The following is a 14,675-nucleotide window of genomic DNA, read 5'->3' as shown; positions in this document are numbered from 1 at the left end:
CCTCACAACCAACACTCCGGTTTCTCCCCCATCAGGCCGGGCAGAAAAAAGTCACGTTCATTCATACCTCGCCGCTTCCCAGGCGTGTATCGCCTGTTTGCGGGTCTCGCCCCAGTGATAGCCGCCGAGTTTGCCGTTTTGCTGGATGACTCTGTGGCAGGGGATCATCAAGGCGATCGGGTTGGCGCCCACCGCCAGCCCCACGGCGCGGGCGGCCTTGGGGTTGCCGACGGCGCTCGCCACCTGGGCGTAGCTCACTACCTTGGCGGGCGGGATCTGCAGCAGCGCCCGCCAGACGCTGATCTGAAAGTTGGTGCCGCTCACGTGCAAGGAAAGGGGGCGGTCCGGTGTCTTGCTGCCATCGAACATGGTGTGGATGACGCTTTGGGTGCGTGAGGGCGCTTCTCGCAGTTCTGCCTCAGGCCAACGCTGGGCGAGGGCACTCAGCGGCGTTTGTGGGGCCTGGTCATCGAGAAACGAGAAGTTGCACACCCCCCGTTGGGTCAGGGCGACAAATGCCTGGCCGAAGGGAGTGTCGTGCACCCCGTGATCGATCACCAGCCCGGCCCCGCGCTGCTTGTACTCGCCCGGCGTCACCGCTTCTAGCTGCACGAAGTGATCATAGAGCCGCGAGCCGCTGCTCAGGCCCAGGGTATCGGCCACCTCCAGCAGCGGGCGCGACTCCTGCAGCAGCGCCTTGGCCCGCTCCAGGGTCAGCACCTGCAAGTAGCGCTTCGGGGTAACCCCGGCCCAGCGGCTGAACAGCCGCTGGAAGTGAAAGGGGCTTAGGTGCACGTGCGCCGCTATCTCGTCCAGGGTGGGCTGGCGCGCCACCTGGCTTGCGATAAAACGGATGGCATCGGCGATGCGGGCGTAATCAGACATAGGACGCTCTCACGTAGGTTTGCAGCCGCAGGATCCTGGGTGCGACAAGGTCATGTGCGACAAATAGATACCCCACCATCGGCCAGCAGGGCAATGCCGGTGGTAAAGCTCGATGCATCGGAGGCGAGATAAAGGGCCGAGCGGGCGATCTCCTCCGGTTGGGCCAGCCGTTTGAGGGCATGCATATGCTGCACAAAGGCGAGACTCTCCGGTGTATCGGTAAAGGCCCGCCCCATGGGGGTGTCGGTGCCCCCCGGCAGCAGGGCGTTGACCCGCACCCCTTGTGCCCCATATTCGGCGGCCAACACCTGGGTCAGGCCGATGAGGCCTGCTTTGCTCGCGGCATAGGCCGCCATGCCGGGCAGCCCCAGGGTATGGCCGACGAAGGTGGAGGTAAAAATAAGGGAGCCGCCCCCGCGTGCCTGCATGGCGGGGATCTGGTACTTGGCCCCCACAAAGGCGCTGGTGAGGTTGGTATCCAGGGTCTCCTGCCACTGCGCCAGTTCAAGCCCCGGCACGCTGCCCGGTGTCCCCGTGGTGCCGGCGTTGTTGAAGGCGATATCGAGTCCGCCGAAACGGGTCAGCGCGAGATCCACCAGGGCGCGGGCATAGGTTTCGCTTTTCACATCCCCCGCCAGGCTCACCGCTTGGCCCCCCTCATGGCGGATCTCCTCCACCAGCAGATCCAGCTCAGGCTGGCGGCGGGCGCCGACGACGACGCTGGCTCCCTCCCTGGCAAACAGGATGGCGCTGGCGCGACCGATACCGGAGCTGGCGCCCGTGATGATGGCGACCTTGTTGGACAGTAATGACATGGCAGTTCCCTCGCGAGATGTGCATGGCGCCAGGTGGCGACGCTCATGCAGGATTGGCAGACAAGTGGATGGGTTCAACCCCCTCCTGGTTCAAACCTCCTTTGGTTCAACCCTCCTTTGGTTCAAAGCTTTGGGGGGGGGGTCGAAAACACTGTTGGTTTGAAAGCACTTTTGGTTTGAAAGCACTATGGCTGCGAACCTTCGTCACGACGACCCGGATCTTGCTCACTTGTGCCATCGGCAATGGGCCATCACGGCATCAGGAGATATCAGCGTTTTATGAAGGAAGTGGGAAGGGAGCGGGGCTGTGGCGCCGCTTTCCCAGGTGGTGGTGACCTGGGTTTGCAAGGGCAGGGCATGGAAAACAGTGCCACCGGTGTCGGCAGCACTGACGCAAAGCCTGGTGGGATAACGCTCTTTTAGGGGTTATCAGGCCAGGGCGGGGCTGGTTGTGGCGGCGCAGGGCAGGGCGGCCAACTGTGCAAGGTGCTCGCCCAGGGAGACCCCGGCGCCGGTGGCGTTGACCGTCTCGAAGTAGTCGTGCCAGCCCGATGCGGCTATTCCCTGGACGAGGGCATCGATGGCTGCGGCATCCGGCCCGCGCCAGATGGCGAAGAAGGGGTGGGGCGCGCCATGGAGGGTGGCAGCATCGGTCTCGCCCAGGGCGATGGGCTCCACCCCGAGGGCGGCGAGGTTGGCCATGCCTGTGCCAATGGCCTCGAAGAACTGCTGACGGGCCGTCTGGCTCAGTGCCAGCCAGGCGGGAGTGGGGGTGTAGAGCTCTGCCAGATAGTGGGTCATAGGGGTTCCTTCGGGAGTTGGCCCTTGCGCAAGGTGCGCAAGGCGCGTTGACAAATCCGGGTTGTCGCGGGGCAGGGGCTTTCGCGAGACCAGCGCGCGCAGAGGTCAGTGACCCACTGTGGCCTGTCTTTGCTCGCATCGTTCAGCCAGTTGGCAACGGAGTCCTGCACATAAGGGGCGGGATCGGCCCTGAGGGGCTCGAGCAGCGTCAGGGCCTGCTCCGGTGCTTGTCGCAGGGACGCAAGATGGGTACACCAGACGCCGCGGGGCCGGGTCGCTTCGCTTGCAAAGCGTCGCAGTCGCTCGGACGGCTCCGCCGTCCAGGGCACCAGGGCGGCAATGGCCATCTCGAGCTGCGCGGCAATGGTCGAGCGCATTGCGAGCCAGGCCCACTCGCGCACCCCAAAGTGCGGGTCATCGGCGAGGGGGCGAATGAGGGCCAGGCGGTCGCTGAGCGACAGCCCCTCGCTCGCGCCCACCATGAAACAGGCCCAGCCCCGCACGGTATCGGAGGGATGGCGGCTGAGCGCCGCAAGATCCCTCGTGCCGCTCTCGGCCAGGAGCAGCCTGGCGGCCAGCGCCATGCGCCGGGTAATGCCCTCCCCGGATGCGGCGTGCATCGACGCCAGCGCCTGGGGCCCGAGCGAAGGCAGGGTGCACTGCATCAGGGCGGCAAAATCCACCGCCAGGCATTCGGTCAGGTTGCTTGCCTCAGCCTCTCCCCGGTTGAGCTGGGCGAGGCGCGAGGGGGCGATATCCGTGATGCGATTGCGTGTCATGGGTGCTCCTCTGTGGCGGCCTCAATGCAGCCTGCCCGGGATGAGAGGACATTGAGCCAGGCCCGCTTGAGCAGGGCGCTCAGGGTCTCTCGCTCTGCCTGATCGAACCCGGCAAACAGGGTGCCTATCCACTGGCTGTGCTCATCGAGCAGGTGCTGCGCCAGGGCCTGGCCCTGCTCTGTCAGGCGCACCGAGATCTTTCGCCTGTCCTGGCTGTCGCTGTGGCGAGCCAACAGGCCGTCCCGTTGCAGCCCGTCGAGCAGGCCGGTGATGGTGGCCCGTGTGACCCCCGCCTTGTCGGCAAGCTCGTGGGGGGCCAGCCCTTGTGGCAGGTCGCGCAGCAAAAACAGCAGCACGAACTTGCCTTCGGAGAGGCGGTGTGGGGCCAGGCGCGCCGCGCACGCCTGATCGATGGCAGCGGCGAGGGTCAACACCTCAAAGCAGACGCGCATGTTTTGGGTGTCCGCGTGTCCGCGGCGCTCTGCATCCTCGAGCAGGGCGAGGTGTTTCTGTTCCAGCGTGATCATGATGGTGAGTCTCGAATGACTTTGTATGGCGCCATACTATATGGTGCCAATCAAATGTTCAACCACCCAAGCGCGCGACCGGGATGGTTCATGGCAACGGAGGGCGGGAGTGTGGCGATGGGGGGCCTTTGCAAGAGCAGGCTTTGCAAGAAAATCGGCCATCTTTGGCCGTCATTCCCTATAATGCCCCTCCTTTGTGGTCTGGGGGGAGTGCCCCGCAGTGAGCCACCGCAAGCCCGAATGTTGATAGAGACGATCCCATGCATACCCTGGAACAGCTTCGCGCAGGCGAACTCTGCGGCGCCCGCCACCTCAAACTTGCTGAAAACCTCGCGGTGTTCCCCCCCGAGATCCTGAGCCTCAAGGAGACCCTGGAGGTGCTGGATCTCACCGGCAACCAGCTGAGCGAGTTGCCTGACGCGCTGGCCGAATGCAAGAAGCTGCGCATCCTCTTCTGCTCCGAGAACAACTTCACCGAACTGCCCGAGGTGCTGGGGCGCTGCCCAGCGCTCACCATGGTGGGCTTCAAGGCCAACCGCATCGCGACCGTCCCGGCCGCCTCCCTGCCCACCAGATTGCGCTGGCTGATCCTGACCGACAATGCCATCGAACGACTGCCGGACGAGCTGGGGCAGTGCGACGCCCTGCAAAAGCTGATGCTCTCGGGCAACCGGCTCGCTGGGCTTCCCGAGACGCTTGCCGGTTGCCACCGTTTGGAGCTTTTGCGCATCGCCGCCAACCGCCTGCCAGCGCTGCCGAGCTGGCTGCCCTCGATGCCGCGTCTGTCCTGGCTGGCCTTTGCGGGCAACCCTTTCTGTGATGAGCAGGTGTGTCTGAACGGCACATCGGAGTTCACTACCGAGATCCTCTGGCAGGCGCTCTCACTGGGGGATGTGCTCGGGGAGGGAGCATCCGGCGTCATCATCTATCGCGCCGAGTGGGCGGGTGCCGAAGGGCCCGGGGCGGTGGCGGTCAAGCTCTTCAAGGGGGCCGTCACCAGCGATGGCTTGCCCCTGAGCGAGATGACTGCGTCCCTGGCCGCCGGTCGTCATCCAAACCTGGTCGGTGTGATGGGGAGAGTGAGCGATCATCCCTCCGGCATCCCGGCACTGGTGATGCCCCTGATAGACCCCGCCTTCGCTACCCTGGCGGGGCCCCCGAGCCTGGACTCCTGCACCCGGGATGTCTATGGGGCGGATCTGAACTTCACTCCGGCCCAGGTGATGGCCATGGTGCAAGGGGTGGCTGCGGCTGCCCGGCACCTGCATGAGCGGGGCATCCTCCACGGCGATCTCTACGCGCACAACCTGCTGTACTCCTTGCAACCCGCGATGCCTCACTCGTCGCAGGAGGCACCGGGCCGGGTGCTGCTCGGGGACTTTGGTGCCGCCTCCTGTTACGACCGCGCCGATGAGGTGCTGGCCGGGCGGCTGGAGCGCCTGGAAGTGCGGGCCTTTGGCTGCCTGCTGGCCGAGCTGCTGGCGCGCTGTGATGGGGGGGACGCCGACCTCGACCCCCTTCATCGACTGGCCGGGGAGTGCGGCTTTGAGGTGCCTTCCCGGCGACCCACCTTCGCGCAGATCCTGACCCGGCTGGCAGCGATGGCGACAAGCCTGCCTGGGGTCGTGGCCTGAGGCCTGCCCATCGTGGGCGTTCTCGTGCACTGGGGCGGGATCATGGGGCTTGCGCCACTTCGGTGAAGTTGTGATAGTGATGCACCATTGCAGATGACGAGAGGAAGATGATGGAAGCGGCATTTTGGCACCAGAAGTGGAAAGAGAACCGGATTGGCTTTCATCAGGCAGATTTCAACCGCTGGCTGCAATCCTGGTGGTCGGCCCAGCAAGGGAGCGACCCCGTGCTGGTGCCCCTTTGCGGCAAGTCCCGGGACATGCTCTGGCTGCGTGAACAGGGGCATCCGGTGGATGGCTTCGAGCTCTCCGAGCTCGCCATCACCCAGTTTTTTGACGAGAACAACCTGAGTGCAGAGAGAAGCGAGGTGGGTCCCTATCAGTGCCACCGGCACGCCGATCTGCGCATCTATCAGGGGGACTTCTTCGCCGCCCCGGAGCTTGGTCAGCGTTATCGCCTGGTCTATGACAGGGCGGCCCTCATCGCCTTGCCGGGCGCCATGCGCCGCCAGTATGCCGCCCTGATGAGCCGCCTGGTGGAGGCGGGGGGGCAGGTGTTGCTGGTGACCCTCGAATATCAGCCCGAGCAGCAGCAACAGCCGCCGTTCTCGGTGGGGGAGATGGAGGTGCGCACCCTGTTTGAGCGCGACTTTGGTGTCGAGGTGCTGGGCCGGGGGGCTGAGCTGGATCACCCCAGGGTGCTCTCGGGGCAGCTCTCCTATTTCGACGAGGTGGCTTACCGGCTGATCCGCCGGGGCTGAGAGGGCGCGAGGCCGCTGCCAACGAGGGAAGTGGCGCTTGTTTTACCTCCTTTGACATAGATCAACGTGGATAATCAGGGAAATGCCTAAGATGAGGCTGTTTCTCAATCACTGCTGGTGCCGACCGGTGAGCTCTGGTTTGAACGCCGGTCGAACATCAACCCAGTGTCTGATTTTCACGCTCATGTTCACTTTTGGCGGCTCTGGTCGCAATTGATTATGGTTTTTCCAGCCGACCCCACGGGGTCGGCTTTTTATTGCCTGCGCGTTGCCAACAGGGGAGGTCAGCCTTCAAAGGTGGCGGCGTTGAGCCGAAATGCCCTGGGATCGTCGACAAACTGGCCGGTGATCCGCTCGTCGTGCTCGTGGCCCAGGCCATAGCTGCAGAGGATGAGGCGATCCGAGGTACGGGATCTCAGCTGGGTGATAAAGCGCACCAGATCGGCACGGCTGAGCCTGCCCACCTCCTCGCGTACCCGTTCGCGCTGATCAAAACCCAGATCCTTGTTGCCGATGCTGACCCAGAGCCGCTGGCCGCGGCTGCGCAGGTTGGCATCCCGCTCGCTGAGCTGGGCCTGCAACCCCGCCTTGCTCTCCTGCCACTGCTGCTCGGTGAACTCCAGCATGGCGAGCGGGAAGAGATCGATGAACTCCTCCACCGCATCCAGCAGGATCTGCGGCCCCGCTACCGGCGACTGGATATAGAAGATGAGACCGGGATGGCGGTTGAGGGGCAGGTTGCCGGCTCCCACCACGTAACCGAGCTGCTGGCGGGTGCGCAGCTCGTGGAAGAAGGTGGATGACATGATGTGGTTGGCCAGGGTGAAGCAGGCGAGATCCCGCGCCCGGGTGGTGCGCGACTGGTAGTAGACCAGCAGCGCCGAGTCCTCGTGATCGCACCCCTGTTCGCGAATGAGGGTGCCTCTGTCCTGGATGGAGATGAGGGGGCGGCGGGTCTCGGCGCTGGGCTGGCTGTTGGCACCGAGGTGGCGCTCCAGCAGGGCCGCGAGTTCGAGGGCCTCGGCGGCCGTCCAGTCTCCATGTACCAGGGCCTCCAGATGCACCCTGGCAAAGAGCTCGGAGACGAAGCCGGGCATCTCCCCGAGTTCGACGGTGCGCAGGTGGCGCAACAGCTGCTCGAAGGGCGGGTTGTTGGGTTGCAGCAAACTGGTGAGCTGGTTGAACAACTGGGAGATGGGGCGGGTCTTGGACTGGTTCTCCCAGTTGCGGATAAGCTGCTCCTTGATCTCGCTAAAGCGGGCCGGATCCGGATACCCCAGGGTGCGGTTGCCGAGGATCATGTCGAGCAGCAGCGGTTGCTTGTCGGCAAAACCGCTGAGGTTGATGGTAAAGCCCCCCTGATGGGCATAAATCTGGTAGCCAAGGCCCGCGAGCTCCGCCGGGTAGGTGAGGGCGTTGAGGTGATCCGTGAGCAGTTCCACGGCCAGACGCGCCATGGCGATGTGACGCGGGCTCTTGACCGCATGTTCGCTGTCGACGGAGATGTAAAGGCTGCCCTTGGGCACGCTGAACTGATGCTCGTGCAGGTGCCAGAGCCGGAAACCGGGCCTGTCGATGAGGCAGGACGGCATGTCGGCGGGCAGCGCCGGCAGACGGGCGTCGAGGCGGGTGCTGATGAAGGGGTTGGGCGCCGGCAGGTGCAGGGCGGGATCCGGTTCACTCTGCTGCCAGCGGATCTTCTCGGCCTCGCTGATGCTCTGGACGCTGTAGGGGGTCTGGTACCAGCGGGCGAGGCGATCCGTGCTCACTTCCGGGGCCTGGATGGTCACTCGCAGATTGTGGGGGGTCAGCTTGGCGAGGAAGCGCCGGATCAGCGGCTCATCGAACTCGCGCATCATGTAGTCGCCGTAGAGCAGGTCGTCCGGCCCGTAGCTGAACAGGTTGAGCACGAGGCCGGAGACGGTGTCGAGGGCCCGTCCCCGCTCCTGGAAGCGGAAGGCGGATTCCAGCACGCTGCGCTTCTCCTCATAGCGCCAGGCCTGCACCCCACCCCGCTCGATGAGCTTCAGATAGCCAAACAGGGCGGCGATGATCTCGTCTACATGCTCAAGCCCAAGGGGGGTGAGGCCAAAGCTCACGCCAAAGTCCTTGAAGTTGGCGCCGCTGATGCCGCCGCCGGCGGCGAGCTGATTGACCCAGCCTCGCCCCTTGAGCAGAGAGAGCAGGCTGCCTTCCCCCTCATAGCCGATGAGGTGGCTCAGGAAGGTGAGGGGTTTTTTGTCGTAATACTCATCCACGCACGGCAGCGGGAAGGTCAGCGCCAGCTTGCGTGTCTCCTTGACCGGGGTCAGCTGGATGCGAATGCCGAGATCATCGAGCCGGTAGAGAGGATGGCTCAGTACCGGAGGCCCGAGGCGGCGATCCGGAATGGCACCAAAGAAGCGATCACACCAGGCCAGCTGGGTCTCGATGGGTGCCGGTGAAAGCATGACCAGCGCCATGCGATCCGCACTGTAGTGGGTTTCGTAGAACGCAATGAGGTCCGAGCGCAGATCCCGGCCGGGGAGATCCGCCAGGGTGTCGAGGTTGCCCACCGAGAATTTGGAGAAGGGGTGGTCCGGATTGACCGTCTCCTTGTGCACCTGGTAGCTGCGGCGCACGTCGTCCTGCAGCTTGAGGCGGTACTCGGAGTCCACCGCGTTGCGCTCCTTGTCGACCCACTCCGGTGCAAAGGTGGGGCAGATGAAGAACTGGGAGAACCGGTCGAGCCCCGCCTCGAAGAAGCCGTTGTCGATGTCGAAGAAGAAGTTGGTGAACTCGGTGCCGGTCCAGGCGTTGTTGCTGCCCCCGTGACGGCTCATGAATTGCTGGTACTCACCGGGTTTGGGGTAGGTGCGGGTACCGAGAAACAGCATATGCTCGAGGAAATGGGCCATGCCCTGGCGATCGGCTGGATCGTCGAAGTGGCCGGTATTCACCGCCAGTGAGGCGGCGGACTTGTCGGTCTCGGGATCACTGATCAGCAAGACCCTGAGCCGGTTTGCCAGCTCCAGATAGTGATACCGCCGATGGTCATTGGGACTGGCATATGGGCTCATTGGGGAGGGGCTCGCGGTGAATTTATTTGAATTTAAACATGATTATCGACCCCGCTATCTTGCGAGGCAAACCCTTTTCTGAGAGGTGGCGCAATTGTTTCCCCCGGCATGGCGGGGTAAGATTCCCCCGCTATTTAAACAGGCCCCCTGGGCGAGGTTGTAATGAAAATCTACATCATGCGTCATGGCCAGGCTGGCATGAACGCAAAGACTGATGAACAGCGTCCACTGACCGAGCAAGGCATCGAAGAGTCCATCCACATGGCGGGCTGGCTGGCTCCCCAATTGGCAGGCTCCCTGAACCTGGTGATCCACAGCAACTACCTGCGTGCCAGACAGACCTGGCAGGCCATCGCCCCCGAGTTGCCCAAGGCCCTCAAGGTCGAGGAGAGCGGCGACATCACCCCCTATGGGGCCCCGGCTTTCGTGGCGAGCTACCTCACTGCGCTGGCGGCGGAGCATGACAACATCCTGATGGTCAGCCACCTGCCGCTGGTGGGGTATCTGGTCCAGAGTCTCTGCCCGGCGGCAGGGGCCCCCATGTTCGCGACGTCCGGGCTGGCCTGCATCGAATGGCAAGATGGCAAAGGAGTCTTGCTCTGGCTGGAAGGACCGCATACAATACGGTAAAAGTTAATAATAAGTTACAGTTTGGTTTTTTGGGGAAGAGAGAGTCGATTTTTCCGGTTTTTTATATAAATTTAACGGAATTATTTCGCATAAGCTGCTGTCATACGGATACAACTTCAAGAGGTTGCAAACGATGAGAGTGTTCAAGAAGTACCTGCCACTGATGGTGGCAAAACATGTCAAAACCTTCTTCAAGGGGCGGATTTACATCCACGGCAGGGGGCGCTTCGATTTCCAGTCGGGCTTGCTGATGATGCCATTGCAAGCCGATATTCCCCATCGCCAGACGGTGCTCGAGGTCAATGAACTGATTTCAAGGCTCCACATGGATGCCGCCTGAGGCGCCTCAGGCTGACCCTGGTCCCCCTCATGCCCGCCCCTGTGCGGGCATGATTGTTGATGGCGCCTGGGCGCGGCGCCAACCGTTCGCGTCATGGCGCTTCTTCCTGCGTTGGCAGGCTTGCTTATCCTGATTGCCTCTCTATACTCGCGCGCAATACCCGCCTTTTTATTCTGGATATAGCGATGCCCCTTGCCTTCCTGTTTCCCTTCTCCTGCATGGCCATCTGGGCCGGCAATGGCATCGTCAGCAAGCTGGCGGTCGGGGTGTTGTCTCCTGCGGCGCTCGCCTGGTCGCGCTGGATGGTGGCGGCCCTGGTGCTGACCCCGTTTCTGGCTCACCGGGCCTGGCGCGAGCGCCGCAAGCTGCGGGCCGGTTTCTCTAAGCTGGCGATGCTGGCCCTGCTCGGCATGGTCTTGAACCAGACCTTTGGCTATTACGCGGCCCAGACCCTGGGGGCCACCGAGATTGGCCTGATGATGGGGCTGACCCCCTTGATGACAGTGCTGCTCAGCATCTGGTTGCTGCGCGAGCGGCCCACCTGGGGGGCGCTGCTGGGAGGCGCCATCTCCATTCTGGGGCTGGCGATTTTGTTGGGGCAGGGGGATCCGGTCCGGCTGCTGACCCAGGGCATCCATATCGGTTCCGTTTACATGCTGCTCTCGGCGGCCACCTATGCGCTCTACAGCGTGCTGCTCAAGCGCTGGGATCTGGGGCTGGACAACTGGTCCATGCTCTACGGTCAGGTGCTGTGCAGCCTCCTGTTCCTCACCCCCTTCTATCTGCTGGTGGACGGGCACTGGCCCGATGGCAGCGCCCTCTGGCTCATCCTCTATGCGGGGATCCCGACCTCGGCCCTCTCGCCCTGGCTCTGGATGCAGGGCATTGCCCTGCTCGGGGCGAGCCGCACCGCCATCTTCATGAACCTGTTGCCGGTCATGACGGCCGCTCTTGCCATCAGCTGGCTCGGGGAGCGGCTCACCAGCTATCACCTCATCGGTGGCGGCATGACCCTGATGGGGGTGTTGCTGGCGCAGTTGCTGGTGAGGCCCGTGACGGTGCGAAGACGCGCCCGGCTCGCGGTGGCGGGCTGTCAGGAGAAGTAGGATAAAAAAAGACCGCCCTCGAGGCGGTCTTTTTGGTTCGGTGCCCAGCGTCACTGCGCCGTCAGATAGAGATCCTTGGCATAGACCAGGTCTTGCGGGTTCTGGTAGGGGTAGCCCTTGACGTTGGGTTTGAGCAGCCGTGATTTCACGTAGAAGTAGACAGGCGCGATGGGGGCCTCCTCGTCGATCAGCACCTCGGCCTGCTGATAGAGGCGGTTGCGCTCGGCGGGGTCCTTGGCGTCATGGGCCTTGGCCAGGAGGGCGTCGTACTCCTTGTTGAACCACTTGCCGCTGTTGGCGCTGCTGCTGGAGGTCATGATGTCGAGGAAGGTGGAGGCATCGTTGTAGTCTCCGTTCCAGGAGTAGCGGCTCACCCCGAAGTCACCCTCGTTCAGGGCCGACACCATGGTCTTCCACTCCATGTTGTTGAGCTCCGCCTTGACCCCCAGGTTGTGCTTCCACATGGAGGAGATGGCGAGTGCTATCTTCTTGTGCCCCTCGTTGGTGTTGTAGAGGATGTCCACCGTCAGCGGCTTGTCCGGGCCGTAACCCGCCTCGCCAAGCAGCGCCTTGGCCTGCTTGATGCGCTCTTCCTTGCTCATCAGCTCGCTGGCGGGGCGTTTGAGCTCGAAGCCGTCCACGCTCGGCGGGGTCAGGCTGAAGGCGGAGAGCTGCCCCTGTCCCAGGATCTTCTCCGTGATGGTGTCCCGGTCGATGGCAAGAGAGAGTGCCTTGCGCACCCTGACGTCGTCAAAGGGTTTGCGCTGGGTGTTGAAGACGTAGTAGTAGGTGGCGAGCATGGGGGCGCTCACCAGCTCCTCCGGGCTCTGGCGCTTGATCTGCTGATACTGCTCCAGGGGATAGGTGGTGTAGTGCAGCTCGCTCGCACGATAGCGGTTGTAGGCCGCGGTATCGGAGACGATCTCCAGATAGATCACCTTGTTCAGCACGGTGTGCTCGTTGTCCCAGTAGTGGGGGTTGCGCTCGGCGATGAGGCGCTCGTTCGGGGTCCACTCCTTGAGGGCGAAGGCGCCGTTGGAGACGATGTTGGCCGGTTTGACCCACTCATGACCGAACTTCTCGATGGTGGCCTTGGGCGCCGGGAAGGTGGTGTAGTGGGAGAGGGTCTTGAGGAAGAAGGGGACCGGGTTTTTCAGGGTGATCTGCAGGGTGTAGTCATCGAGCGCCTTGATCCCCAGGGCATCCGGGCTCTGCTTGCCCTGCACCACGTCGCTGGCATTGGCGACGCCGGTCAGCTCGATGAACCAGGCGTAGTTGGAGGCGTTCTTGGGATCCGCCGCCCGCTGCCAGCCATAGACGTAGTCCGCCGCCGTCACCGGCTCGCCGTTGGACCATTTGGCATCGGGTCTGAGCTTGAAGGTGTAGACGGTGCCCGTGGCATCGAGCTCGTAGCCAAGGGCGCCCGCCGCCTGCAGCTTGCCGTTGCCATCCAGGGTATAGAGCCCCTCGAACAGATCGTTGACGACGTCGCTGCCCGCGCTCTCTTCCACCATCTGGGGATCGATGGAGGCAGGCTCGGTACCGATGTTGCGCACGAACACTTGCTGGGCGGCTGGCAGAAGCTGGGTGCCTTCAGGCACCTGGGCGGCGAGGACGGGGAGGGTGAGCAGAGCGGTAACCGCCCCGGCGATAAGCGACTTTTTCATTGAATATCCTTATGTTTTTTTGCTTCCAAAGCGCAGCCAGTGTGCGGGATTGGGGGGCAGATCTCAAGAGGGGCGCCTCTGGTGCAACATTGCCGGGCGTCAGGGGGAGCAAGGCGGGCAGCCGCGTCGGCCCGGATGCATTCTTGTCACGAATTAACCCCCCAAAAGAGGCCGGATGGCACCCTTGTTTCACGGCGAAAGCCCGTGGTGGCGCGGCTTTCTGGCGATTTAAAGAACGGCTTAATTCGCTGCAAAAACAAAAAACAGGCGTTACATTGGGTTACAAAACAACGCTGCCGGGGATCGGCACTTTTTTTGCCGATACTTGCAAACGTTTTCAACGGCCAACGGAAACGATCTTAAAGGAACAAGAATGCGAAACATGATCACCATGGGCGAGTTCATCGTCAAAAAGCAGGCGGACTACCCGACCGCGACCGGCGAGCTGACCTCCTTGCTCAGCTCCATCCGCCTGGCCGCCAAGGTGGTGAACCGGGAGATCAACAAGGCGGGTCTGGCGGACATCATCGGTTCCATCGGCGCCGAAAACGTGCAGGGCGAGGTGCAGCAGAAGCTGGACGTCTATGCCAACGAGCGCTTCAAGGCGGCGCTGGAGGCCCGTGGCGAGGTGTGCGGCATGGCCTCTGAGGAGGAGGAGGACTTCGTCTCCTTCGATTCCGAGCTCTCTCGTCACTCCAAGTACGTGGTGCTGATAGACCCCCTCGACGGCTCCTCCAACATCGACGTCAACGTCTCGGTCGGGACCATCTTCTCCATCTATCGCCGGGTCAGCAAACCGGGCGCCGGGGTCACTCTGGAGGACTTCCTGCAGCCGGGTCACCGTCAGGTCGCGGCGGGCTACGTGGTCTATGGCTCCTCCACCATGCTGGTCTACACCACCGGCTTTGGGGTCAACGGCTTCACCTATGACCCCTCCATCGGCTGCTTCTGCCTCTCCCACGAGAACATCCGCATTCCGGAGGAGGGCAAGATCTACTCCATCAACGAGGGCAACTACATCAAGTTCCCGGACGGTGTGAAGAAGTACCTCAAATACTGCCAGGAGCGTGACGAGGCGACTCACAGGCCCTATACCTCCCGCTACATCGGCTCCCTGGTGTCGGATTTCCACCGCAACCTGCTCAAGGGGGGCATCTACATCTACCCGTCCGGCACCAACTCCCCGAACGGCAAGCTGCGCCTGCTCTATGAGTGCAACCCCATGGCCTTCCTGGTGGAGCAGGCCGGTGGCAAGGCGTCCGACGGCTTTGGCCGCATCATGGACATCCAGCCTACCGCTCTGCACCAGCGGACCCCCTACTTCGTCGGGTCCACCAGGATGGTGGAGCGGGCCGAGGCCTTCATGCGGGAGTTCTCCGCCCACGAGGATCCGGCCAACCAGGGCTGAGCCCGGGCCAGCGTCCCTTCGTCACGGGAGCCGTCAAGGCTCCCGTTTTTATTGGCGTGCAGGCGGGTGTAGCCAGGTTGATATGCTGACGGACTGACGCGGCGCCTCGGCGGTCGCGGTGCAATGGCTGGTGGCACCCTTGCCGGAATACCGGGTCTGGATACGTGGGCGGGATGAATACGGCACGGTCCATCTGCGGGGCTATCGAGGCGCGTGGAACCCGTTTTTTACCCACAATCATCCCCACATCCATCTGTTTTTCAGAT

The 14,675-nt window shown here is 63.0% G+C and carries 14 protein-coding genes; 7 read left to right on the top strand and 7 right to left on the bottom strand.

The genetic code is table 11. The features are described 5' to 3' along the window. Positions 1-57: 57 nt before the first annotated feature. From I6L48_RS15250 to I6L48_RS15230, 5 genes are all read right to left on the bottom strand, one after another. Complete coding sequence (locus tag I6L48_RS15250; protein WP_216987414.1) at positions 58-885, bottom strand: bifunctional transcriptional activator/DNA repair enzyme AdaA; 828 nt, start codon at positions 883-885, stop codon at positions 58-60. A gap of 50 nt (positions 886-935) precedes the next feature. Beyond that, positions 936-1,700, bottom strand: coding sequence for an SDR family oxidoreductase (locus I6L48_RS15245; protein WP_201926875.1), 765 nt, complete (start codon positions 1,698-1,700; stop codon positions 936-938). A 429-nt stretch (positions 1,701-2,129) separates the two neighbouring features. Then, the gene (locus I6L48_RS15240; RefSeq protein WP_113070354.1) at positions 2,130-2,501 is read right to left on the bottom strand and encodes a DUF6616 family protein; all 372 of its coding nucleotides are present in this window, start codon (positions 2,499-2,501) and stop codon (positions 2,130-2,132) included. Beyond that, positions 2,498-3,280 carry a HEAT repeat domain-containing protein gene (locus tag I6L48_RS15235; protein ID WP_113070353.1) on the bottom strand — a complete coding sequence of 261 codons (783 nt, stop codon included), beginning with the start codon at positions 3,278-3,280 and terminating at the stop codon, positions 2,498-2,500. Before I6L48_RS15235 ends, I6L48_RS15240 begins: the two co-directional genes overlap by 4 nt. Further along, the gene (locus tag I6L48_RS15230; protein ID WP_113070352.1) at positions 3,277-3,807 is read right to left on the bottom strand and encodes a MarR family winged helix-turn-helix transcriptional regulator; all 531 of its coding nucleotides are present in this window, start codon (positions 3,805-3,807) and stop codon (positions 3,277-3,279) included. Before I6L48_RS15230 ends, I6L48_RS15235 begins: the two co-directional genes overlap by 4 nt. A gap of 260 nt (positions 3,808-4,067) precedes the next feature. On the opposite strand from I6L48_RS15230, the gene I6L48_RS15225 reads away from it, so the two are divergent. Both I6L48_RS15225 and I6L48_RS15220 read left to right on the top strand, forming a co-directional pair. Then, the gene (locus I6L48_RS15225) at positions 4,068-5,441 is read left to right on the top strand and encodes a leucine-rich repeat-containing protein kinase family protein (RefSeq protein WP_216987413.1); all 1,374 of its coding nucleotides are present in this window, start codon (positions 4,068-4,070) and stop codon (positions 5,439-5,441) included. Between the two features lie 110 nt (positions 5,442-5,551). Further along, complete coding sequence (locus I6L48_RS15220) at positions 5,552-6,199, top strand: thiopurine S-methyltransferase (protein ID WP_041215264.1); 648 nt, start codon at positions 5,552-5,554, stop codon at positions 6,197-6,199. Between the two features lie 284 nt (positions 6,200-6,483). Here the strand turns inward: I6L48_RS15220 and I6L48_RS15215 are convergent, their stop codons facing one another. Further along, complete coding sequence (locus I6L48_RS15215; protein WP_113070350.1) at positions 6,484-9,258, bottom strand: insulinase family protein; 2,775 nt, start codon at positions 9,256-9,258, stop codon at positions 6,484-6,486. Between the two features lie 162 nt (positions 9,259-9,420). On the opposite strand from I6L48_RS15215, the gene sixA reads away from it, so the two are divergent. From sixA to I6L48_RS15200, 3 genes are all read left to right on the top strand, one after another. Continuing rightward, complete coding sequence (gene sixA, locus I6L48_RS15210) at positions 9,421-9,888, top strand: phosphohistidine phosphatase SixA (RefSeq protein ID WP_113070349.1); 468 nt, start codon at positions 9,421-9,423, stop codon at positions 9,886-9,888. Between the two features lie 133 nt (positions 9,889-10,021). After that, the gene (locus I6L48_RS15205; protein WP_005324080.1) at positions 10,022-10,228 is read left to right on the top strand and encodes a DUF1107 domain-containing protein; all 207 of its coding nucleotides are present in this window, start codon (positions 10,022-10,024) and stop codon (positions 10,226-10,228) included. A gap of 185 nt (positions 10,229-10,413) precedes the next feature. Then, complete coding sequence (locus tag I6L48_RS15200) at positions 10,414-11,334, top strand: DMT family transporter (protein ID WP_201894137.1); 921 nt, start codon at positions 10,414-10,416, stop codon at positions 11,332-11,334. 50 nt (positions 11,335-11,384) lie between these two features. Here I6L48_RS15200 and I6L48_RS15195 read toward each other — a convergent pair whose 3' ends face one another. After that, positions 11,385-13,001, bottom strand: coding sequence for a peptide ABC transporter substrate-binding protein (locus I6L48_RS15195; RefSeq protein ID WP_113070348.1), 1,617 nt, complete (start codon positions 12,999-13,001; stop codon positions 11,385-11,387). Here I6L48_RS15195 and I6L48_RS15190 point away from each other — a divergent pair. Next, positions 13,001-13,387, top strand: a complete 387-nt coding sequence (locus I6L48_RS15190) for a hypothetical protein (protein WP_180898526.1) — start codon at positions 13,001-13,003, stop codon at positions 13,385-13,387. The two genes, I6L48_RS15195 and I6L48_RS15190, sit on opposite strands and share 1 nt — an antisense overlap. Further along, entirely contained in the window at positions 13,375-14,409 is a 1,035-nt protein-coding gene (fbp, locus tag I6L48_RS15185; RefSeq protein WP_029314452.1) for a class 1 fructose-bisphosphatase, read from the top strand. The genes I6L48_RS15190 and fbp overlap by 13 nt, the downstream gene beginning before the upstream one ends. Positions 14,410-14,675 lie beyond the last annotated feature (266 nt).

Source organism: Aeromonas sp. FDAARGOS 1418 (assembly GCF_019048585.1).
GTDB lineage: Bacteria > Pseudomonadota > Gammaproteobacteria > Enterobacterales > Aeromonadaceae > Aeromonas > Aeromonas caviae.
The sequence above is the reverse complement of the archived record's forward strand: the minus strand, read 5'-3'. Positions and strand labels throughout refer to the sequence as shown.

Bases quoted from the DNA above. Each gene is read 5' to 3' on its own strand.
- I6L48_RS15240 (WP_113070354.1), bottom strand. From the start codon at position 2,501: ATGACCCACTATCTGGCAGAGCTCTACACCCCCACTCCCGCCTGGCTG.
- I6L48_RS15230 (WP_113070352.1), bottom strand. From the start codon at position 3,807: ATGATCACGCTGGAACAGAAACACCTCGCCCTGCTCGAGGATGCAGAG.
- fbp (WP_029314452.1), top strand. From the start codon at position 13,375: ATGCGAAACATGATCACCATGGGCGAGTTCATCGTCAAAAAGCAGGCG.
- I6L48_RS15225 (WP_216987413.1), top strand. From the start codon at position 4,068: ATGCATACCCTGGAACAGCTTCGCGCAGGCGAACTCTGCGGCGCCCGC.
- I6L48_RS15220 (WP_041215264.1), top strand. From the start codon at position 5,552: ATGGAAGCGGCATTTTGGCACCAGAAGTGGAAAGAGAACCGGATTGGC.
- sixA (WP_113070349.1), top strand. From the start codon at position 9,421: ATGAAAATCTACATCATGCGTCATGGCCAGGCTGGCATGAACGCAAAG.
- I6L48_RS15195 (WP_113070348.1), bottom strand. From the start codon at position 13,001: ATGAAAAAGTCGCTTATCGCCGGGGCGGTTACCGCTCTGCTCACCCTC.
- I6L48_RS15200 (WP_201894137.1), top strand. From the start codon at position 10,414: ATGCCCCTTGCCTTCCTGTTTCCCTTCTCCTGCATGGCCATCTGGGCC.
- I6L48_RS15245 (WP_201926875.1), bottom strand. From the start codon at position 1,700: ATGTCATTACTGTCCAACAAGGTCGCCATCATCACGGGCGCCAGCTCC.
- I6L48_RS15205 (WP_005324080.1), top strand. From the start codon at position 10,022: ATGAGAGTGTTCAAGAAGTACCTGCCACTGATGGTGGCAAAACATGTC.
- I6L48_RS15235 (WP_113070353.1), bottom strand. From the start codon at position 3,280: ATGACACGCAATCGCATCACGGATATCGCCCCCTCGCGCCTCGCCCAG.
- I6L48_RS15215 (WP_113070350.1), bottom strand. From the start codon at position 9,258: ATGAGCCCATATGCCAGTCCCAATGACCATCGGCGGTATCACTATCTG.
- I6L48_RS15250 (WP_216987414.1), bottom strand. From the start codon at position 885: ATGTCTGATTACGCCCGCATCGCCGATGCCATCCGTTTTATCGCAAGC.